We start from the raw sequence: 20,904 nt of genomic DNA on the forward strand, positions 1-20,904 counted from the left end.
GTGGTAAAAATCACTTCTTTTTATTTTGTTTTATTAAAAATGTCAAGGAAGCTAGTACTAATTGCTGAAATTTCTAAAATATTATTTTCAAATGGATGAGGAATAATAATTTTATCAGCATGAAGCATCATTCTCTCCTGTGATTTTTGACCATACAAAGCATCACCAATGATAGGATGATTTAATGAAGATAAATGGACACGTATTTGGTGAGTTCTTCCAGTATCTAAGGTACATTTAACAAGAGTTTTGTCAGTAAATTTTTTGATAATCTCAACATGAGTCACTGCTTTTTGACCCTTTGTAGAAAGGATTCGTTTATTTTTATCATGGCGATTTTGACCAATGGCCCGATCAATGGTAAATTGATTTTCTGGGAAATGACCTTTGACTAGTGCCAAGTATTCACGATGAATTTTATTTTCTTCAAACATTTTACCAAGAATAGGGAGAACAAATTGATTTTTTGCAAATAAAACAGCACCAGATGTTGCTTGGTCCAGGCGATGGACAACAAAAACTTCTTGATTGATTGCCGCTGCAACATGATTTTGTAAGGCTAATTCATCAGCCGTATTTCCGTGGGTCTTCATTCCTTCAGGTTTATTAACAACAATCAAATGTTCGTCTTCATAAAGGATGTCAGCTAAATTTGCTGAACCGAATTTTAGAGATAAATTAGAGAAATCCTCATTATCAAAAATAAGAGTGATTTTATCTCCAGCATGGACGAGCTGATTTTCGTTAATAAGCTTGTTATTGACTAAGCAATGTTTTTTCATTCTTAGAAAGTGTCTTTGTTTACGAGGAATGAACCAAGTTTTTTCGAGTAAATCAGAGACAGACTGTTCTATAAAATTTTCGGGTAAAATGAAGTTATATTCCATATTCACATTATACTATAAGTTTTTATTTGGCCCAAAAATATAAGAAACTGAAAGGGTGACAGCATCGGGATTATCAAGAGAATTACTTTTCAATTAACTCTAGGTTTGTTATAATCAAAGTATCTTCTTAAAAATACGTAATAAAGATAACTCAAAATGTAAAAAATAATAAATATTATGAGTGAATTATAGAAAGAGAAAAAAATGCTAACAAAAAAATTTAAAGAAACATTAAAATATGAAGGTTCAGTTTCCCTCACTTCATGGGGAGCAGAGAAAAGTCCTCATGTTACAGGAACATGGATTTCTTATTTACAGCTTACCAGTGATGAACGAATATTGGCACCAGCAGCAGGGATGCATTATTTAGAAGAAGATATTAAAGTGAATGATACAATTTATCTGATGCTTGGGGTTAGAGAAGTCGAAGGTAAAAATGGCTATCAAGGGATTGGCTTTAGGGTGAGTGCTAAAGCAAAACTTATTTCAAATGGTCCAGAATTTGAAATGATGAAAGAAAAGTATCCATTTTTGCGAGCAGTTCTTGAACTTACTCCGGTGGAAGTAGAACAACTATTATAAAGATAATATTTCATCTTAGAAGGTTTATTTATAAAATTAAATGAGGTTTGAATAATTATAAAATGATTTATTAATCATTTTTTTAATATAATAGTTATTAAGGGGTGAAAAATATGAAATTTTATGATATTGAATTTTTAAAATCGCAAGCTGGACTTAGTGATTATCTTCGATATATCTTTATTTTTGGGAGTCTTGTAGTTCTTGTTATTGTATTTGCTATATATATTAAGCATAGAATTAAAACGAAATATAGAGATCTTAGTATTATTTTATTATTATTTATTATTTTAGAGATTGGTATACAATATTCAAATTATCAAATTAATCAATCTAAGCATACTCAATCTTCACAGATGGTTGGATTTATTGAAAGAGTCGCTAAAAACGAAAGAACGAATAAAAATAATATTTTTGTTAATTCCACGCAATTAGCTGATGGTGTGATTGTAAAGATAAAAGGTGATTATTATAAAGTTAACCTTAGTGCTGATCAACAGTCATACACCCTTACTAAAAGTTACTTGATTAATCCCGAAAAATAAAAAATTAGGAGTTAAAATGCAATTATACAGCCCAATAATACTAAAATTTGCTTTAGGTATTATTTGTTTAATTATTCAAATAAATTTAATGGGGAAAGGTAATCTTGCCCCCTCATCAGCAATGGATCAAGTTCAAAATTATGTTTTAGGGGGAATTATTGGTGGAGTCATCTATAATGATTCTATTACGGTTTTACAATTTGTCTTGGTTCTAATCATATGGACACTGTTAGTATTAATTTTAAAATTTGCAAAGGAGCACAATCGCTATGTAAAATTAATCGTTGATGGTAAACCATTGACTCTGATTCAAGATGGAAAAGTGAGAGTAAATGAATGTCTCAGAAATGGAATCTCTGCTAATGAATTAATGTTTAAATTACGTTCCAATGGTATCTATGAGATACATAATGTTAAAAGAGCTATTTTAGAACAAAATGGTCAATTGACATTGATTGAATTTGGTGGTGAAAATATTAAATATCCAATTATTGTTGATGGACAAGCTAATTTTGATGTTCTCGAATTAATTGATAAAGATGAAAATTGGCTTGAACAACAAATTAATCTGCAAGGATATAACCAAATTAAGGAAATATATTTAGGAGAATACTTATCAGGTGAACTTAAACTTTACGGATATACAAAATAATATTAGAAAGCGAATACTCTTGTTTTAATTTAGAGTTAGTTAGCTAAATTATAAATAGAATTTTGGTGCTAGAAGTGAAACAATTGAAAAATCTAGAGAAACCTTTATAATAAAACATAAATCCCTTTCGTTTTACAAACTTACATTGTAAGCCAAAGGGATTTTTGGTAAAATAATCAGAACTGAAAAAATGAAATCTAAATACCTTACAAAGATGTAAGGCAAAAAAAGCAGAAAAGTATTAAAATAAGGTATTGCTGTATTCATTTGAGTAAGTAAAGAAATAAAAAGCATCTGAGGAACGATATATGTCTGAAAATAATAATTTCAGTCGGCGTAATAAAAAGGAATCTAAAAAAAATAGTTTAAAAATTCCTAATTTACGCCCTAAAAAACAAAAAAAGCTTGAAGAAGAAATAGAAAAACCGGCTAAAACGAAGTTCGGTAAATTCATGAAACCAATTAAACGGTTCTGGAAACGTTATAATCTGACAAAAATCACAATTATTTTTGTCTTAGTAGCCATTGTTTCGACAGGTTCATATCTTTTTTACTTAGCTAAAACAGCTAATGTTAAAGTACTGCAAAGTTCTATTTCGGCACAAACAGTCATTTATGACAAAGATAATAATGAAGCTGGAAATCTTTATGGTCAAAAAGGAACACCGGTCAAGATTGACCAAATTTCCAAAAACATTACAAATGCTGTTGTGGCAACTGAAGATAGAACTTTCTATAAAAATCATGGTGTCAATTTGAAACGTTTTGCTCTAGCAGCCGTTACTCTTGGGCGTTTTGGTGGTGGTTCAACAATCACTCAGCAATTGGCCAAAAATGCTTATTTGACTCAAGAACAAACGATTGACCGTAAAGCGCGTGAGTTTTTCTTGGCACTTGAAATCAATAAACATTATAGTAAAGATGAGATTCTTGATATGTATCTGAATAATTCTTACTTTGGTAATGGTGTTTGGGGAATTCAGGATGCAGCTTTGAAATACTTTGGTGTTCCAGCAAGCGAAGTAACTGTTGATGAAGCAGCAAGTCTTGCGGGAATGTTAAAAGGGCCAGAAATTTATAATCCTCTTTACGAAAAAGGAAAATATGCGACTGACCGACGTAATACAGTTTTGCAAAATATGGTTAATGCTGGCTATTTGGAGCAGTCACAGGCAGATACTTTTATGAAAGTTGACTTACAAGCTCAATTGCAAGACAATTATCAATCTAAAAGTAGTCAATATAAATATCCAAGCTATTATAATGCTGTAATTTCTGAAGCGGAACGCAAGTATGGTCTGACATTACAAGAAATCATGAATAATGGTTACAAGATATATACGGGCATGGACCAAAATATGCAATCCGGCTTGCAAAAGACTTATTCTGACCCAAGTTTCTTCCCACAAGCATCTGATGGAACTTATGCCCAATCTGCTTCGATTGCTATTGACCCTAAAACGGGAGCTGTCAATGCTCTTGTCGGAAATGTTAATACAGAAGGTTCAAATAGCTTTACTGATTATAACTATGCTACAATGTCTAAACGTTCTCCTGGTTCAGTTATTAAACCTCTTATTGTTTACGCTCCAGCAATTGAAGCGGGGTGGTCAATTGATAAAACGGTTGATGATTCACCAGCAGATTATAATGGCTGGAAACCAACCGATTTTGATAATCAATGGCGTGGACAAATCCCAATGTATACTGCTTTAGCAAATTCATATAATATTCCAGCTATTAATACATATCAAGCGATTGGACCAAAAGTCGGAAATGCTTTAGGGCGTGAGTTTGGTTTAGATTTAAGTAGTAAAAATGATGTTTTACCGACGGCACTCGGAGCTGGAGTTGAAACGAATCCATGGCAAATTGCTCAGGCTTATCAAGTTTTCGCAAATGGTGGAGTGATGAATGATGCGCATTTGATTACTAAAATTGAAAATGCTGCAGGACAAGTTGTAAAAACAGCAAAGGTAACCAAAAAACGGGTTATTAGTAAAGATACAGCTGACAAAATGACTCAAATGATGCTGGGGACTTATACTAATGGTTCTGCTTGGAAAGCTTCACCTAAGTCTTATACACTTGCTGGTAAGACAGGAACCAATGAAGACCAAGACCAATGGGTAGTAGGTTATACACCGGATGTGGTTATGGCTCTCTGGGTTGGTTATGCGGATGGGAAATATAAACTGACAGGTTCATCAGAAGGCCAAACCTCAGTCATTTTCCGTCAGGAAGCTAGTTATATGTTGCCTTATACTAAAGGAACGGCATTTACAGTTGAAAATCCTTATGCGGAAGCAGGTGTTGCCGCACAAGAACCTTATTGGACTCAACAAAGACAATATCAAGATGATATTGTGGACCAAGAACAAGCAGAAGCACACACGACTGGAAATACACCAGAAAGCTCTAGTTCTAGCTCTTCATCGTCTTCAGATTCTGGTGGTTTGGACCTTGGAAAAGTAGGTAAAGATATTGGAGATGCAGCTAAAAATGCTTGGGATAAAGTTAAAGGGATTTTTGGCAACTAAAACTGAAAAAAGAGGTAGAAATATGGTAGAATTAGAGGTAAAGCGTAGTAGTTTTAAGACAAGAAAATTTTAAAGAATAAAGATAGAAATCGAGAAGAAAAATGAAGCGTTACGTCACAGGTTTTAATGGATTACGGACGATTGGTGTTTTAACAGTTATTCTATATCACCTCTGGCCAAACCATGTTCAGGGTGGTTTTCTTGGTGTTGTTTTATTCTTTGTTCTCTCGGGCTATTTGGTGACGGATTCGCTCCTTCGCGAGTATGAAAAAAATAAGAAGATTAATATTTGGAAGTTTTGGGGAAGAAGATTAAAGCGTCTCTATCCATTACTAGTTGCAATTTTTCTTCTTGTGACACCTTATATCATCATTTTTCAACCTAATTTGTGGGCGGGATTACGTTCTAATTTCCTTTCTGCTGTATTTTCGGTTCAAAACTGGTGGCAAATTTCGCAAGGAAGTTCATATTTTGCTGATATTGCGGGTGCTTCACCTTTCAAACATATTTATTATTTATCAATCGAGGGGCAATTCTTCATCCTTTGGCCTTTGCTGTTGATTGTTTTGCTAAAATTTGTTAAAAAAAGAGGTCGGATTTTTGTCATTGCGAATGTTTTGGCCTTGATTTCGGCAATTTGGATGGCAATTCTTTTCGTTCCTGGGGCAGACCCAACGCGGGTTTATTATGGAACGGATACGCGTTTCTTTAGCTTGATGATGGGGGCTAGTCTTGCTTTCATTTGGCCTTTGAATAAACTTTCACATAAGGTTAATAAACGAGCGGTTAAAATTGCTTGGCAGTTGACTATTGGATTATCTTTGCTTTTGCTGCTTGCTTATATCTTTATGCCTGCTCAAGGGACATTTACTTATTATGGCGGAATGTGGCTAGCAAGTTTGGCCAGTGTGATAATGGTTGCTTTGGTGGCACATCCAAGTCTTCCGACTAACAAGCTATTTTCAAATCCTGTTTTTGAATATATTGGTTCACGTTCTTACGGAATTTACTTGTGGCAACTTCCTGTTTTTGCTTTCGCTGAAGCTAAGGTACTTGCTCCTACCGCTTGGTATAATTTAATTTGGCAATTGGCGCTCATTCTTATTCTGACGGAACTTTCATATCGTTTGATTGAGCTGCCAACGCAGCGCTTTGATTATAGTAATATTTTAGGAATCCTTCAAAATTTTGTTCGAGAAAAAGGTTGGAAACTTAAAAAGAATATTTTACCGATGCTCATTTCAGGGCTTGCTCTGATAAGTTTAGGTTTCATTATTTTTTCACCGCCTTCACCCCATGACCAACGAGTGATTGAAGAAAAAATAATGGCCCAACAGGTTGCACTACAAAAGAAACAATTGGCTGAGGCAAACAACAAAGTGCCGATGTCCTTAAAGGCGGTAGCAGAAAAGTATAAGGTTCAACCTGTAGTTGCTGAAAAAGCTTCTCAAATGAATGTTCTAGCCCTTGGAGATTCGGTTATGGTTGCTGCTTCTACAAATCTTCAAGAAGTTTTTCCACATATGTATATTGATGCAGCAGTTGGAAGACAAGCAGAGTCACTGGCGACAGACTTAACGAATGCTAAATCAAAAATGCCTAATCCTGATGCTTACTTAATTGGTCTAGGAACAAACGGAACAATTAAAGAAGCAGAAATTGACGCAGCGATGAAAGTTGCTGGAGATAAACCTGTTTATTGGTTGAATGTTCACGCAGACCGTGTTTGGGCAAAACCTAATAATAATTTGCTGACGAAAATGGCAAAGAAATATAAAAATTTGAAAATTATTGATTGGAATAAAAAAGCATCTGGTCAAAGTTCATGGTTCTACAGTGATAATATTCATCCTAAAGGAACAGGGGCCGAAAAATACGCCGCTTTAGTAGCTAATAGTCTGACCAATATGGAAAAATAGTTTGCGCTTCTAAATAATTTTTGATAGAATAAGAGATAATATGTTAAGAAAAGCTGGATTAGCGTGCACCATATGTGGTTCACGAAATTATACCCTCAATCTTTCGTCAGTTGCGAAAGAAAAACGAGTTGAAGTTAAAAAGTTTTGTCGTACTTGTGGCAAACACACATTACACAAAGAAACGCGTTAAATCGTATTTACTTTAATAGGGTTTAAACACGTCGAACTGGCATTCTGTCAGTAAACTTTTATAAGAAATGGACTCTGTCAGTAAATTTGTGGCAGTGATAGGAAAAGATTATGTTTAAATTTATTGGTAGCATTATTGAAGAAATGAAATTAACCACTTGGCCAAGCAGAAAACAATCTGTTCGTGATTTTTTTATGGTCATTGAATATACAGCTTTCTTCTTGGTGTTCATCATAATTTTCGATTGGGTAACTCAACATGGAATTACATTTAGTGTTGACCATTTGGTACCATTTCTTAAATAATCTATAAATCTGTCATTTATGACAGATTTTTCTTTTCTAATTTTATTAAAAGTCCTTTTAATTCAAGATAAATATGATATAATAATATTATCTGATAAGGGCTTGGCCCTTTTTCTTGTACCCAAATTACTGACAGAATTTCTGTTAGCTGGGATTTTAACTGATTAAGTAAAAAAAATAAATACAGAGGTATTTCAAATGGAAGATAATAATTTAGTAAGTTTTGACCAAGGTTGGTTCGTTATTCAAACCTATGCAGGGTATGAACGTAAAGTTAAAGAAGATTTGCTTGAGCGTGCTGAACTTTATAACATGGCTGACAAAATTTTGCGTGTCGAAATTCCAACTGAGACAATTCGTACAGAAGTTAACGGCAAAATGAAAGAAGTTGAAGAAAACTTATTCCCAGGTTATGTTTTGGTTGAAATGAATATGACTGATGAAGCATGGTTTATTGTCCGTAATACACCAAATGTTACTGGATTCGTTGGTTCACACGGGAATAGGTCAAAACCTACACCACTTTTTGAACAAGAAATTCAAGATATTTTGGTTGGCATGGGCAAAGTTGTTCGTGAAATTGACTTTGATGTTTTTGTTGGAAAACGTGTTCGTATTGTTGATGGTGCCTTTTCAGGATTTGAAGCTCCAATCACAGAAATCAATGGCGACAAATTGACTCTGACTGTTGATATGTTTGGTCGTGCAACTCCAGTTGAATTGGACATGCACCAAATTGAAGATATTCAAGCTTAATTAAGTATTATAATAAAAAAAGCCACGAGAATTCGTGGCTTTTTGCGAGTTTACAGAATATTTGTTATAATTATAAAAAATGTGATTGGGGAATAAATATCATGGTAACTTTTTATCAGTCAACACGTGATAAATCAAATAAAAAAACAGCGTCGCAAGCTATTTTACAAGGTTTGGCAGAAGATGGTGGACTTTTTGTTCCCGTTGACTTTCCAAAAGTTGATTTAGACTTTGAAAAATTAAAAAACGCTTCGTATCAAGAAATTGCTGAACTTGTTTTGAAAGCATTTTTTGATGATTTTTCTGCTGACGAAATTAAATCAATGGTGACAAAAGCATACGGAGAAAAATTCGATAGTCCGGAAATTGCACCGCTTAAAAGACTTGGGAATCACTATATTCTTGAACTTTTTCATGGTGAAACGATTGCTTTTAAAGACATGGCACTCTCTATCTTACCTCATTTAATGACCCAAGCGGCTAAGAAAAATGGTGTGACTAATGAAATTGTTATCTTGACTGCAACTTCTGGGGATACAGGAAAAGCCGCAATGGCTGGTTTTGCTGATGTGCCCCAAACAAAAATTATTGTTTTTTATCCCAAAGGTGGTGTCAGCCATATTCAAGAGCAACAAATGCTGACTCAAAAAGGGGAAAATGTTCATGTTGTTGGAATTGATGGAAACTTTGACCAAGCTCAAACAGCAGTAAAAGAAATGTTTAATAACAAAGTTTTACATGATCAACTTTTGAAAAATAATAAACAATTTTCGTCAGCAAATTCAATGAATATTGGACGTTTGATTCCACAAGTTGCTTATTATATTTATGCTTACGCACAACTTGTCAAAACTGGTCAAATTACTGACGGAGAAGAAATTAATTTTTCAGTTCCAACAGGGAATTTTGGAAATATCTTAGCGGCTTATTATGCTAAAAAATTGGGCTTGCCCGTTCATCAGCTCATCTGCGCTTCAAATAAAAATAATGTGCTGACAGACTTTTTCAAAACAGGACTTTATGATAAAAATCGTGAGTTTTATGTGACAAGTTCACCTTCAATGGATATTTTGGTCTCTTCAAATCTTGAACGTTTAATTTTTGAATTAACTGACGAAAATGATAAAGTAACTTCAGATTTACTGATAGCCTTATCAGTAGAAGGGCATTATCAAATTTCTAAAGAAATGATTACTAAACTTCAGGGATTTGTGGCCGACTGGGCATCAGAAGATGAAATTTCAAAAGAAATTCAAGAAACTTTTGAAAATGAAAAATATGTTCTGGACCCTCATACAGCAGTAGCAAATTATGTCTATCATCAAATTCAACCCAAAGAAAAAACAGTTGTGGTCAGCACGGCAAGTCCTTATAAGTTTCCAAAAGTTGTTTTAGAGGGGCTTGAAGATGATAAAACAAAGCTGTCAGTAAATAGAGACGATTTTGCTGCTGTTAAATCACTTGAAAAATTGAGTGGGATTCCATTACCAAAAGCAGTCATCGGACTTGAAGAAGCAGAAGTTCTACATCATACCGTTATTCCAGCCGCTGAAATGCAAAAAGAAGTAGAAAAATATCTTGGCTTAAAATGAAAACAAATAGAGAAATATTAAAATTCGCATTTCCAGCGATTATTGAAAATTTCTTACAAATGCTTGTAGGGGTGAGTGACACAATGATTGTCGCTCACCTTAGTCTTTCTGCCGTAGCAGCTGTTTCTTTGGCTAATAATCTCATCACGGTCTATCAGGCGATTTTTATCGCTTTGGGAACAATTGTTTCAAGTTTATTTGCCAAAGTGCTTATTGCAAAGAAGGTAGAGGAAAATCCAAAAAGATTAATTAATTCTGCTACCAAACTGACTTTTTTAATTGGTCTCGCCTTGGGGATTGTTTCAGTTGTGGGAGCACGACCTATTCTCTATTTACTTGGTGCTCGTCAGCGGGTTTTAGAGCTTTCCATTATTTATCTTAGTTTAGTAGGTGGCTTGATTGTCCTTTTGGCTTTAATGACGACTTTTGGAGCCTTTCTACGGGCTGATGGAAATACCAAGACACCGATGTGGGCAAGTTTTTTTGCCAGTCTTCTAAATTTGATACTGTCAGTTGTCTTTATTTTTGTTTTCCATTTAGGAGTGTTGGGAACAGCACTTGGAGCGGTTATTGCTAGATTTATTGGGGTGCTTTTCCTCTATTATAAGTTAAAAGATAAGCGACCCGATTTTCAATTTTATAAAGAAAAATTGGACCATCAATTGATTAAATTAAGTTTACCAGCAACTGGAGAGCGTTTGTCAATGCGTTTGGGCGATTTGCTCATCATGATGATTATTGTCAGATTAGGCGAACGTGTATTTGCAGGAAATGCAATTGGTGAAAGCATTACACAATTTAATTATATGCCCGTTTTCGGAATGGCAACCGTAACAGTGATTTTGGTAGCACAAGCAGCAGCTGAAAATAGTATTGAAAATGTTAAAGCTTATATCAAAAAGACCTACTGGTTAGCGACGATTATGATGTTTGTGATTGGTTTGGCCCTTTTACTGACAGCCAATATTCTAAATCAATTTTTCACTACCGACAGAATTGCCATGAATGCAAGTACCACTGTTATTTTGTTTTCATTTTTAGCGACTTTTTTCGTCACAGGAGCAACAACTTATACAGCAGCTTTTCAGGGAATAGGAAACACAAAACTTCCTTTTTATGCCACAACGCTAGGGATGTTTGGCATTCGCTTGCTTTTAGGAGCATTTTTAGCCTTAGGATTAAAATTAGGGCTAGAGGGAGTTTGGTTAGCAGTTTTACTTGATAATCTCTTTAGATTTATTTTTCTCAAAATCAAGTTTAATCGAAGCCTCACAAGCAAAATTTAAAATAAAAAAATACTGACAGCTTTTCTGTCAGTAATTTTTTTATTGTTTTTTCAATAAATCGCGAATTTCTTGGAGAGTTTCCAATTCTTCGTTTTTTTGTTCTTCGACAGTTTCTTCTTTTTTAGGGAAGAGTTTGTTGATGAATTTGATAAGAATGAAAATAACAAAGGCTGTAATGATGAAATTAATGACATCATTTAAGAAAGCACCGTAAGTGAATTTTGTTTTTCCAACAGTTACTGACAAATGAGCAAGAGCAGTACTTTGAACAAACATTCCGATTAACGGATTAATCAAGTTATCAACTAAAGATTTAACTAAAGCAGTAAAAGCTGCCCCGATGATAACCCCAACGGCTAAGTCCAATACGTTCCCACGTAAAATAAAGTTTTTAAATTCCTTTAACATAAATCCTCCTATATAATAGATTATAAATCCTTTAAACAAATTATATCAAAAAGTTTAAAGATGACAAAGTAAGCTTTCTTGTCATTTTTAGTAAATTCCTTCATTCCCCAAAAAAGATTTAGAAAGAATGAAAAAAAGTCTAAAAAGTCCTTGACAAGCCACATCTCCTTTGATAGAATAGACAAGTGCTGTTAAAAACAGTATGTAGCGACGAAACGAGAGGTTGCGACACACCCGAAGGTATTGCCATACCTAACGTGTCGGTTTTCCCGTGGAGCTAGCCTATTGAATACAATAGACGAGAGGAGAAAAAATGGCAACTAAAAAAATTCGCATTCGCTTAAAAGCATACGAACATCGTATCCTTGATGCAGCTGCAGAAAAAATCGTAGAAACTGCTAAACGTACAAACGCAGAAGTAAGTGGTCCAATTCCACTTCCAACTGACCGTAGCGTCTACACTGTTATCCGCGCGACTCACAAATACAAAGACTCACGCGAACAATTCGAAATGCGTACACACAAACGCTTGATCGACATCATCGAACCAACACAAAAAACTGTTGATTCACTTATGAAACTCGATTTGCCAAGTGGTGTAAACATCGAAATTAAACTCTAATTAAGAAAGGTAATTCTCATGTCAAAAGGAATCTTAGGGAAAAAAGTGGGAATGACTCAAATCTTCACAGAAAACGGTGAATTAATTCCTGTTACTGTGATCGAAGCGACTCCTAACACAGTTCTTCAAGTAAAATCTGTTGAAACAGATGGTTACGAAGCAACTCAAGTTGGTTTCGATACACTTCGTGAAGTTTTGACCAACAAACCTGCCAAAGGTCATGCTGCTAAAGCTAATACGACTCCTAAGCGCTTCGTTCGTGAATTCAAAGGACTCGAAGGCGCTGAAGTAGGAGCAGAAATCACTGTTGATACATTTGCAGCCGGAGATGTTGTTGATGTTACCGGAACTTCTAAAGGTAAAGGTTTCCAAGGCCCAATCAAACGTCATGGTCAATCACGTGGTCCTATGGCCCACGGTTCACGTTACCACCGTCGTCCTGGTTCAATGGGTCCTGTTGCAGCTAACAAAGTTCCAAAAGGTAAAAAACTTGCTGGACGTATGGGTAACAAACGCGTTACTGTACAAAACCTTGTTATCGCACAAGTGCTTCCTGAAAAGAACGTTATCCTTGTAAAAGGTAATGTCCCAGGTGCTAAGAAATCATTGATTGTTGTTAAATCAGCAATCAAAGCTAAATAAGAAGGAAAGGAGATAGAAATCTATAATGGCAAAAGTATCATTATTTAAACAAGATGGTTCACAAGCTGGTGAAGTTACACTTAACGACTCAGTATTTGGTATCGAACCAAACGAATCAGTCGTATTCGACGTTGTAATCTCACAACGCGCTAGCCTTCGCCAAGGAACACACGCACACAAAAATCGTTCTGCTGTGTCTGGTGGTGGTAAAAAACCATGGCGTCAAAAAGGTACAGGTCGTGCTCGTCAAGGTTCTACCCGCTCTCCACAATGGCGTGGTGGTGGTACTGTCTTCGGTCCAAACCCACGTAGCTACGCTTACAAACTTCCACAAAAAGTTCGTCAATTGGCGCTTAAATCAGTTTACTCAACAAAAGTTGCTGATGGTAAATTAATCGCTGTTGACACACTTGACTTTACAGCTCCAAAAACTGCTGAATTTGCAAAAGTAATCTCAGCACTTTCAATCGAACGTAAAGTTCTTGTGGTTCTTCCAAACGAAGGTAACGAATTTGCAGAACTCTCTGCACGTAATCTTGCAAACGTGAAAGTTACAACTGCTAATTCAGCATCTGTACTTGACATCGTTTCTGCTGACAAACTCCTTGTGGTTCAATCAGCATTGACACAAATTGAGGAGGTTCTTGCATAATGTCACTTTATGATATCATCCGTAAACCTATCATTACTGAAGCTTCTATGGCTGCAATGGATCAAAAGAAATATACTTTCGAAGTAGATTCACGTGCGCATAAACTTCTCATCAAACAAGCTGTTGAAGCTGTCTTTGGTGTAAAAGTTGCCTCAGTAAATACTATCAGCGTTAAACCAAAATCTAAACGAGTTGGTAAATACACTGGTACTAAATCAGGCTACAAAAAAGCTATCGTTACTTTGACTGAAGATTCTAAAACAATCGAAATCTTCGGCGAAGACGCAGAATAATAGAGGAGGAAAATCGTGGGAATTAAAGTTTACAAACCTACCACAAACGGTCGCCGTAACATGACTGGTAGCGACTTCGCTGAAATCACTACAAGTACTCCTGAAAAGAGCTTGCTTGTAAGCATGAGCAAAACAGCTGGTCGTAATAACACTGGTCGTATCACAGTTCGTCACCACGGTGGTGGTCACAAACGTAAATATCGTGTAATCGACTTCAAACGTACAACTGACAACGTTGTTGCTAAAGTTGCTACAATTGAATACGATCCAAACCGTACTGCAAACATCGCATTGATCGTTTACTCTAACGGTGTTAAATCATACATCTTGGCTCCTAAAGGCCTTGAAGTTGGAATGACAGTTGTATCTGGCCCTGAAGCCGACATCAAAGTTGGTAACGCATTGCCACTTGCTAACATTCCAGTTGGTACATTGATCCACAACATTGAATTGAAACCTGGTAAAGGCGGACAATTGGTTCGTTCAGCTGGTGCTTCAGCTCAAGTACTCGGTTCAGAAGGTAAATATACACTCGTTCGTCTTCAATCAGGCGAAGTTCGTATGATCCTTTCAACTTGCCGTGCTACAATCGGTGTTGTAGGTAATGAACAACAAAGCTTAATCAACCTTGGTAAAGCAGGACGTACACGTCACATGGGTATCCGCCCAACAGTACGTGGTTCTGTAATGAACCCTAACGATCACCCACACGGTGGTGGTGAAGGTCGTCAACCAGTTGGTCGCAAGTCTCCAATGACTCCATGGGGTAAACCAGCTCTTGGTCTCAAGACTCGCAACAAGAAAGCAAAATCAAGCAAACTTATCGTTCGTCGTATCAACGACTAATAAGTCGCTTTATTTTCACAAGAGCCTTCTCGGCGTCTTGTTAAATTTGATAAAACTTATTGTCAAATTTAATGAGATGTCGAAAGTGCATCTATAAATTCCGCCAACTCCGCCTTAGTAGCGGTAGTGGTACAAATATTTAAAGGAGAAACTCGCAAAATGGGTCGTAGTCTTAAAAAAGGACCTTTCGTCGATGAGCATTTGATGAAAAAAGTTGAAGCTCAAGTCAACGCCGAAAGAAAATCTGTGATCAAAACTTGGTCACGCCGTTCTACAATCTTTCCGAACTTTGTAGGACTTACAATTGCTGTTTACGATGGTCGCAAACACGTACCAGTTTACGTTCAAGAAGATATGGTTGGACACAAACTTGGTGAATTCGCACCAACTCGTACTTATCGTGGTCACGCTGCTGACGACAAGAAAACACGTCGCTAATAGGAGGAGAAAAAAATGGCAGAAATTACTTCAGCTAAAGCAACTGCAAAAACAGTTCGCGTTTCACCTCGTAAGACTCGTCTTGTTATCGATCTTATCCGCGGGAAACGTGTTGCAGATGCAATTGCAATCTTGAAATTTACACCGACTAAAGCTGCTGTAGAAGTTGAAAACGTACTTAATAGTGCTATCGCTAATGCAGAAAATAACTTTGGTCTTGAAAAAGCTAACTTGGTAGTAAGCGAAACATTTATTAATGAAGGTCCAACAATGAAACGTTTCCGTCCACGTGCCAAAGGTTCAGCTTCACCAATTAACAAACGCACAGCTCACATCACTGTAGTTGTAGCTGAGAAAGAATAAGGAGGTAAAAACGTGGGTCAAAAAGTACATCCAATAGGAATGCGTGTTGGCGTTATTCGCGATTGGGATGCCAAATGGTATGCTGAAAAAGAATATGCGGATTACCTTCACGAAGACTTGGCAATTCGTCAACTTATCCAAACTAAACTTGCTGATGCTTCAGTATCATTGATTGAAACTGAACGTGCAATTAACAAAGTTATCGTAACTTTGCACACTGCTAAACCAGGTATGGTTATCGGTAAATCAGGAGCTAACGTTGATGCACTCCGTGCAGAACTCAACAAACTTACTGGTAAACAAGTTCACATCAACATCGTTGAAATCAAAAAACCTGATTTGGACGCTCATCTTGTTGGTGAAGGAATTGCTAAACAACTTGAAGCACGTATTGCTTTCCGTCGTGCTCAAAAACAAGCAATCCAACGTGCTATGCGCGCTGGTGCAAAAGGGATCAAAACTCAAGTTTCTGGTCGTTTGAATGGTGCTGATATTGCCCGTGCTGAAGGATATTCAGAAGGTACAGTTCCACTCCACACACTCCGTGCGGACATCGACTATGCTTGGGAAGAAGCAGACACAACTTATGGTAAACTCGGCGTTAAAGTTTGGATCTACCGTGGTGAAGTTCTCCCTACTAAAAAATCTGTGAAAGGAGAAAAATAATCCATGTTAGTACCAAAACGTGTAAAACACCGTCGTGAATTCCGCGGTAAAATGCGTGGTTATGCTAAAGGTGGCGATACTATTTCTTTCGGTGAATATGGTCTTCAAGCGACTACATCTCACTGGATTACTAACCGCCAAATCGAAGCAGCTCGTATTGCTATGACTCGTTACATGAAACGTAACGGTCAAGTTTGGATTAAAATTTTCCCTCACAAATCATACACAGCCAAAGCTATTGGTGTGCGTATGGGTTCAGGGAAAGGTGCTCCTGAAGGTTGGGTTGCTCCAGTTAAACGTGGCGTTGTCATGTTTGAATTGGGCGGCGTTGATGAAGCGACTGCACGCGAAGCGTTGCGTCTTGCTTCACACAAACTTCCTGTTAAAACTAAATTTGTGAAACGAGGTGAAGCGTAATGAAATTGAGCGAAACTAAATCACTTCTTAAAGATTTGCGCGCTTTGTCAGTTGAAGAATTGACAACTCGTGAAGCTGAATTGAAGAAAGAATTGTTTGATCTTCGTTTCCAAGCTGCTGCTGGTCGTCTCGAAAACACAGCTAAGCTTGATGAAGTCAAGAAAACTATTGCACGTGTAAAAACTGTGCAAGCTGAATTGAACAAATAATAGGTCAGGAGAAACTATAAATGGAACGCAAACAACGTAAAGTTTATCAAGGCCGCGTGGTTTCAGACAAAATGGATAAAACTATCACAGTTGTCGTAGAAACTAAGCGTAACCACCCTGTCTATGGTAAACGCATTAACTATTCTAAAAAATATAAAGCTCACGACGAAAACAACTCTGCAAAAACTGGCGACATCGTTCGTATCATGGAAACTCGTCCTTTGTCTAAAGACAAACATTTCCGTCTTGTAGAAATCGTTGAAGAAGCAGTTATTATCTAAGCAAAACTAGGAGGAATATAGCATGATTCAAACAGAATCTCGTTTGAAAGTTGCAGATAACTCAGGTGCTAAAGAACTTTTGACTATCCGTGTTCTCGGTGGTTCATCACGTAAGTTCGCTGGTATCGGTGATATCGTTGTAGCTACAGTTAAATCAGCTGCCCCTGGTGGAGCAGTTAAAAAAGGTGAAGTTGTGAAAGCAGTCATCGTTCGTACTAAATCTGGTGCGAAACGTCCTGACGGTTCATACATCAAATTTGATGAAAATGCAGCAGTGCTCATCCGTGACGATAAAACTCCTCGCGGAACACGTATCTTTGGCCCAGTTGCCCGCGAACTCCGCGAAGGTGGCTACATGAAGATCGTTTCACTTGCTCCAGAAGTACTCTAATCAAGCATTATAGAGATATGGTTTTGTCGGAAAAATTTTTTGACAGAATCATATTTTACTGTTATTATTAACAGAATAGTCCCCTAGTAACAAAATATTAGGGTGCCCATCGGGCGTAAGAAAGGAATTAAACATGTTTGTAAAAACTGGTGATACAGTTAAAGTTATCGCAGGTAAAGACCGCGGTACTACTGGTAAAGTAATCAAAGCTTTGCCAAAAGTAAATAAAGTTGTCGTTGAAGGTGTTGCTATCATGAAGAAACACCAAAAACCAAACTCAGAAAACCCAAGTGGTGCTATTCTTGAAATCGAAGCTCCTATCCACGTTTCTAACGTACAAGTGCTCGACAAAAATGGTGTTGCTGGTCGTGTAGGTTACAAAGTTGTTGACGATAAAAAAGTTCGTTTCAACAAAAAATCTGGCGAAATTTTAGACTAAGGCGGAAAGGAGAAATAATATGACTAATCGTTTGAAAGAAAAATATACTAACGAAGTAGTACCAGCGTTGACTGAACAATTCAACTACACTTCAATCATGGCTGTACCAAAAGTTGATAAAATCGTTATCAACATGGGTGTTGGAGATGCTGTAAACAACTCTAAAAACCTTGATAAAGCTGTTGCTGAATTGGCTTTGATCTCTGGTCAAAAACCATTGATTACTAAAGCTAAAAAATCAGTTGCTGCTTTCCGTCTTCGTGAAGGTATGCCAATCGGTGCGAAAGTAACTCTTCGTGGCGAACGTATGTTCGAATTCTTGGACAAATTGGTTACTGTTTCACTCCCACGTGTACGTGACTTCCACGGTGTTTCAAACAAAGCGTTTGACGGTCGCGGTAACTACACACTTGGTGTGAAAGAACAATTGATTTTCCCAGAAATCAACTATGATGATGTTGATAAAGTTCGTGGTATGGATATTGTTATCGTAACAACTGCTAACACTGACGAAGAATCACGTGAATTGCTTGCTAAACTCGGCATGCCGTTCGCTAAATAAGATAGGGAGAATACATAAATGGCTAAGAAATCTATGGTTGTTAAAAACCAACGCCCTGCAAAATTCTCAACACAAGCTTATACTCGTTGCGAACGTTGCGGACGTCCACATTCAGTTTACCGCAAATTTAAACTTTGCCGTATCTGTCTTCGCGAATTGGCTTACAAAGGTCAATTGCCAGGCGTTAAAAAAGCTTCATGGTAATTTGTTAATTATCGTGTAACGAATAAAAATTACTGACAGAATTTCTGTCAGTAATTTTTTTTGTATCTTAGAATTCTATGATATGGGAGCGTTTTCAAAAATAGTGAAATAAATGTAATAATTTGCTATAATAGCTAAAGAATAGGAGAAATTTATGGAAAAGATATTTGTTAAAATTAAAAGGTATGCAACAGTTTCTGTAATTTTTTTAGGAGCTTTAGCGACTTTAACAGCTTGCGGTAGCGGAAGTAAAGAAAGTGAAAAAGCTGAGCATACTAGTTCGTCACAAAGTATAAAAAATAAGGAAAGTCTCCCAAGCAGTAGTTCACAATCTTCAAGTATAAGTACGAGTTCAAGTTCGGACATAAGTCCAAGTTCAACTAGTCAGTATGAGGCTGCTAATAGTTCACAAATTCTTGCAGGTGACTATTCTTCTTTAAACGGAACATGGCAAACTACTGACGGAGGTGGTAAAGCTGTTCTGAAAAATGGTACCATCATTTTTAGTTCAGAATATCAAAGAGTTATATCTGGACCACAATCAAAGAATGGGATTATTATGGCCGGTGCTGTGAATCTTGGGAAATACATGGGGTTCATGTTTGCTGCGGCTAACAGCTCGCCAACTTTTGCAAACTCTTCACAAACGGATAAAACAGATAGGACAAAAGATAGATTTGCAATAACTTCAAATGATGAGGGTATGGAAATATTTGATACTAACCCAACGTCATTTTTTTACAAGATAAGTAATGATACAACAAGTCCGAATTCGTAAGCCAGGATGAAAGTTGCTGACAGAAATTCTGTCAGTATTTTTTTATAGAAAAATCATGACACACCCGAAAACATTGTAAAGAAAAGTGTTGACATGGTGCGGAACTTCTGCTATACTAATTAAGTTCGGTCTTTTTATGAAAAAGACCTCATTAATTTGAAAGTGGGATTTGAACAAGCCCAAACTACAAATAAGGAGAAATTACACTATGGTAATGACTGACCCAATCGCAGATTTCTTGACTCGTATTCGTAATGGTAACATGCGTAAATTCGATGTTGTTGAAGCACCTGCATCAAAAATCAAACGTCAAATCGCTGAAATCCTCAAAGCTGAAGGTTACGTGAAAGACGTTGAATACGTTGAAGATAACAAACAAGGCGTAATCCGCGTTTTCCTTAAATACGGTAAAAACGGTGAAAAAGTTATCACTAACTTGAAACGTATTTCAAAACCAGGTCTTCGTGTTTACGTGAAATCTGATGATGTTCCTAAAGTTCTTAACGGACTTGGTACAGCAATCATCTCAACATCTACTGGTGTAGTAACTGATAAAGTTGCTCGTGAAACAAATGTTGGTGGTGAAGTAATTGCCTACATCTGGTAATTAGTTCGGAGAGACTTCATTGATGGAGTTGATCTAAATGTTTAATGTCGACTTTTTGATGATATTAAACTGACGAGCGAATTTTTCGTAAGTCAAAATTACTGACAGAAATAATTTTATGGCTGTCAGTAAAATAAAAGTTCTTTTAAATCAAATTTTGATTTAAAACCCGTGAAAACAGATTGAATTAAATCTGATAATTTAACAGGAGAAAAAAATGTCACGTATTGGTAACAAAGTCATCGTTATCCCTGCAGGCGTATCTGTAGAAGTAAACGGTGCAACTGTCACTGTCAAAGGACCTAAAGGTGAACTCGTTCGTTCATTCAACGAAAACATCACACTTGATATCGCTGAAAACGAAATCACTGTAAAACGTCCAAACGACACTAAAGAAATGAAAATGCTCCACGGAACTACTCGTGCCCTTCTTGCTAACATGGTAGAAGGTGTTTCAACTGGTTTCTCTAAAGCACTTGAAATGATCGGGGTTGGGTACCGTGCACAATTACAAGGAACTAAACTTGTATTGTCAGTTGGTAAATCTCACCAAGACGAAGTTGAAGCACCAGAAAACATCAAATTTGTTGTTGCAACTCCAACTTCTATCGTTGTTGAAGGTATCAGCAAAGAAGCCGTTGGTCAAACAGCAGCTTACATCCGTAGCCGTCGTTCTCCAGAACCTTATAAAGGTAAAGGGATCCGTTACGTTGGTGAATACGTTCGTCGTAAAGAAGGTAAAACTGGTAAATAATTTTTGTCAAAATAATGTTCACTTGAACATTTATTTAGCAAAAAATGTTATCCGTAATTGGTGGTTTGACTTGTCAAA

30 protein-coding genes are annotated in these 20,904 nt (G+C 36.6%); 28 read left to right on the forward strand and 2 right to left on the reverse strand.

The features are described 5' to 3' along the window. Positions 1 to 20: 20 nt before the first annotated feature. Complete coding sequence (locus LDP15_RS10155) at positions 21 to 887, reverse strand: RluA family pseudouridine synthase (RefSeq protein WP_042230639.1); 867 nt, start codon at positions 885 to 887, stop codon at positions 21 to 23. A gap of 204 nt (positions 888 to 1,091) precedes the next feature. Between LDP15_RS10155 and LDP15_RS10160 the strand changes: the two genes are divergently transcribed. From LDP15_RS10160 to LDP15_RS10205, 10 genes are all read left to right on the forward strand, one after another. Further along, on the forward strand, positions 1,092 to 1,469 hold the full coding sequence (locus LDP15_RS10160) for a pyridoxamine 5'-phosphate oxidase family protein (RefSeq protein WP_003129983.1): 378 nt from the start codon (positions 1,092 to 1,094) through the stop codon (positions 1,467 to 1,469). Positions 1,470 to 1,582: 113 nt separating this feature from the next. After that, on the forward strand, positions 1,583 to 2,014 hold the full coding sequence (locus LDP15_RS10165) for a DUF3290 domain-containing protein (RefSeq protein ID WP_010906308.1): 432 nt from the start codon (positions 1,583 to 1,585) through the stop codon (positions 2,012 to 2,014). A 16-nt stretch (positions 2,015 to 2,030) separates the two neighbouring features. Further along, the gene (locus LDP15_RS10170) at positions 2,031 to 2,666 is read left to right on the forward strand and encodes a DUF421 domain-containing protein (RefSeq protein ID WP_012898614.1); all 636 of its coding nucleotides are present in this window, start codon (positions 2,031 to 2,033) and stop codon (positions 2,664 to 2,666) included. Between the two features lie 308 nt (positions 2,667 to 2,974). Next, positions 2,975 to 5,206, forward strand: a complete 2,232-nt coding sequence (locus LDP15_RS10175) for a PBP1A family penicillin-binding protein (RefSeq protein ID WP_015427156.1) — start codon at positions 2,975 to 2,977, stop codon at positions 5,204 to 5,206. A gap of 101 nt (positions 5,207 to 5,307) precedes the next feature. Then, positions 5,308 to 7,125: an acyltransferase family protein gene (locus LDP15_RS10180; RefSeq protein ID WP_015427155.1), complete on the forward strand. Its 1,818-nt coding sequence runs from the start codon at positions 5,308 to 5,310 to the stop codon at positions 7,123 to 7,125. Between the two features lie 40 nt (positions 7,126 to 7,165). After that, complete coding sequence (gene rpmG, locus LDP15_RS10185) at positions 7,166 to 7,315, forward strand: 50S ribosomal protein L33 (protein WP_010906305.1); 150 nt, start codon at positions 7,166 to 7,168, stop codon at positions 7,313 to 7,315. 110 nt (positions 7,316 to 7,425) lie between these two features. Further along, positions 7,426 to 7,620 carry a preprotein translocase subunit SecE gene (gene secE / locus LDP15_RS10190; RefSeq protein ID WP_015427154.1) on the forward strand — a complete coding sequence of 65 codons (195 nt, stop codon included), beginning with the start codon at positions 7,426 to 7,428 and terminating at the stop codon, positions 7,618 to 7,620. 198 nt (positions 7,621 to 7,818) lie between these two features. Beyond that, entirely contained in the window at positions 7,819 to 8,376 is a 558-nt protein-coding gene (gene nusG / locus LDP15_RS10195) for a transcription termination/antitermination protein NusG (protein WP_003129977.1), read from the forward strand. A gap of 101 nt (positions 8,377 to 8,477) precedes the next feature. Then, entirely contained in the window at positions 8,478 to 9,968 is a 1,491-nt protein-coding gene (gene thrC, locus LDP15_RS10200; RefSeq protein ID WP_225513492.1) for a threonine synthase, read from the forward strand. Continuing rightward, entirely contained in the window at positions 9,965 to 11,254 is a 1,290-nt protein-coding gene (locus LDP15_RS10205) for an MATE family efflux transporter (RefSeq protein WP_042230637.1), read from the forward strand. Before thrC ends, LDP15_RS10205 begins: the two co-directional genes overlap by 4 nt. A gap of 39 nt (positions 11,255 to 11,293) precedes the next feature. Here LDP15_RS10205 and mscL read toward each other — a convergent pair whose 3' ends face one another. Then, a complete protein-coding gene (gene mscL / locus LDP15_RS10210; protein ID WP_010906303.1) occupies positions 11,294 to 11,662 on the reverse strand; it encodes a large-conductance mechanosensitive channel protein MscL in 369 nt (122 codons plus the stop codon). A 313-nt stretch (positions 11,663 to 11,975) separates the two neighbouring features. Here mscL and rpsJ point away from each other — a divergent pair, with 313 nt between their 5' ends. The 18 genes from rpsJ (at position 11,976) to rplF (ending at position 20,826) form a co-directional block, all read left to right on the forward strand. Beyond that, positions 11,976 to 12,284, forward strand: a complete 309-nt coding sequence (gene rpsJ / locus LDP15_RS10215) for a 30S ribosomal protein S10 (RefSeq protein WP_003129973.1) — start codon at positions 11,976 to 11,978, stop codon at positions 12,282 to 12,284. A gap of 18 nt (positions 12,285 to 12,302) precedes the next feature. Beyond that, the gene (gene rplC / locus LDP15_RS10220) at positions 12,303 to 12,926 is read left to right on the forward strand and encodes a 50S ribosomal protein L3 (protein ID WP_003129970.1); all 624 of its coding nucleotides are present in this window, start codon (positions 12,303 to 12,305) and stop codon (positions 12,924 to 12,926) included. Positions 12,927 to 12,951: 25 nt separating this feature from the next. Beyond that, on the forward strand, positions 12,952 to 13,578 hold the full coding sequence (rplD, locus tag LDP15_RS10225; protein ID WP_003129968.1) for a 50S ribosomal protein L4: 627 nt from the start codon (positions 12,952 to 12,954) through the stop codon (positions 13,576 to 13,578). After that, positions 13,578 to 13,871: a 50S ribosomal protein L23 gene (locus LDP15_RS10230; RefSeq protein ID WP_003129966.1), complete on the forward strand. Its 294-nt coding sequence runs from the start codon at positions 13,578 to 13,580 to the stop codon at positions 13,869 to 13,871. The genes rplD and LDP15_RS10230 overlap by 1 nt, the downstream gene beginning before the upstream one ends. A 15-nt stretch (positions 13,872 to 13,886) precedes the next feature. Continuing rightward, positions 13,887 to 14,717, forward strand: a complete 831-nt coding sequence (gene rplB / locus LDP15_RS10235) for a 50S ribosomal protein L2 (protein ID WP_003129965.1) — start codon at positions 13,887 to 13,889, stop codon at positions 14,715 to 14,717. Between the two features lie 159 nt (positions 14,718 to 14,876). Next, positions 14,877 to 15,155 (forward strand): 30S ribosomal protein S19, encoded by a 279-nt coding sequence (gene rpsS / locus LDP15_RS10240; protein ID WP_003129963.1) that lies wholly within the window; start codon positions 14,877 to 14,879, stop codon positions 15,153 to 15,155. Between the two features lie 15 nt (positions 15,156 to 15,170). After that, positions 15,171 to 15,518: a 50S ribosomal protein L22 gene (gene rplV / locus LDP15_RS10245; protein WP_010906302.1), complete on the forward strand. Its 348-nt coding sequence runs from the start codon at positions 15,171 to 15,173 to the stop codon at positions 15,516 to 15,518. A gap of 12 nt (positions 15,519 to 15,530) precedes the next feature. Then, complete coding sequence (gene rpsC, locus LDP15_RS10250; protein WP_003129960.1) at positions 15,531 to 16,184, forward strand: 30S ribosomal protein S3; 654 nt, start codon at positions 15,531 to 15,533, stop codon at positions 16,182 to 16,184. A gap of 3 nt (positions 16,185 to 16,187) precedes the next feature. Next, on the forward strand, positions 16,188 to 16,601 hold the full coding sequence (gene rplP, locus LDP15_RS10255) for a 50S ribosomal protein L16 (RefSeq protein WP_003129958.1): 414 nt from the start codon (positions 16,188 to 16,190) through the stop codon (positions 16,599 to 16,601). Then, positions 16,601 to 16,810, forward strand: coding sequence for a 50S ribosomal protein L29 (gene rpmC, locus LDP15_RS10260; RefSeq protein WP_003129957.1), 210 nt, complete (start codon positions 16,601 to 16,603; stop codon positions 16,808 to 16,810). The genes rplP and rpmC overlap by 1 nt, the downstream gene beginning before the upstream one ends. Before the next feature lie 20 nt (positions 16,811 to 16,830). After that, positions 16,831 to 17,091, forward strand: coding sequence for a 30S ribosomal protein S17 (gene rpsQ / locus LDP15_RS10265; protein WP_003129955.1), 261 nt, complete (start codon positions 16,831 to 16,833; stop codon positions 17,089 to 17,091). Positions 17,092 to 17,113: 22 nt separating this feature from the next. Further along, positions 17,114 to 17,482 carry a 50S ribosomal protein L14 gene (gene rplN, locus LDP15_RS10270; RefSeq protein WP_003129953.1) on the forward strand — a complete coding sequence of 123 codons (369 nt, stop codon included), beginning with the start codon at positions 17,114 to 17,116 and terminating at the stop codon, positions 17,480 to 17,482. Between the two features lie 133 nt (positions 17,483 to 17,615). Then, the gene (gene rplX, locus LDP15_RS10275; protein ID WP_003129951.1) at positions 17,616 to 17,921 is read left to right on the forward strand and encodes a 50S ribosomal protein L24; all 306 of its coding nucleotides are present in this window, start codon (positions 17,616 to 17,618) and stop codon (positions 17,919 to 17,921) included. A 19-nt stretch (positions 17,922 to 17,940) separates the two neighbouring features. After that, entirely contained in the window at positions 17,941 to 18,483 is a 543-nt protein-coding gene (rplE, locus tag LDP15_RS10280; protein ID WP_003129948.1) for a 50S ribosomal protein L5, read from the forward strand. Between the two features lie 18 nt (positions 18,484 to 18,501). Further along, a complete protein-coding gene (locus LDP15_RS10285; RefSeq protein ID WP_003129946.1) occupies positions 18,502 to 18,687 on the forward strand; it encodes a type Z 30S ribosomal protein S14 in 186 nt (61 codons plus the stop codon). A 154-nt stretch (positions 18,688 to 18,841) separates the two neighbouring features. Next, positions 18,842 to 19,465 (forward strand): DUF6287 domain-containing protein, encoded by a 624-nt coding sequence (locus tag LDP15_RS10290; protein ID WP_012898609.1) that lies wholly within the window; start codon positions 18,842 to 18,844, stop codon positions 19,463 to 19,465. Between the two features lie 208 nt (positions 19,466 to 19,673). Then, positions 19,674 to 20,072, forward strand: coding sequence for a 30S ribosomal protein S8 (gene rpsH / locus LDP15_RS10295; RefSeq protein WP_003129932.1), 399 nt, complete (start codon positions 19,674 to 19,676; stop codon positions 20,070 to 20,072). A 217-nt stretch (positions 20,073 to 20,289) separates the two neighbouring features. Further along, a complete protein-coding gene (gene rplF, locus LDP15_RS10300) occupies positions 20,290 to 20,826 on the forward strand; it encodes a 50S ribosomal protein L6 (RefSeq protein WP_003129925.1) in 537 nt (178 codons plus the stop codon). Positions 20,827 to 20,904: the final 78 nt, after the last annotated feature.

This window comes from Lactococcus sp. SK2-659, assembly GCF_020218185.2.
GTDB classification, from domain to species: Bacteria; Bacillota; Bacilli; order Lactobacillales; family Streptococcaceae; genus Lactococcus; species Lactococcus lactis.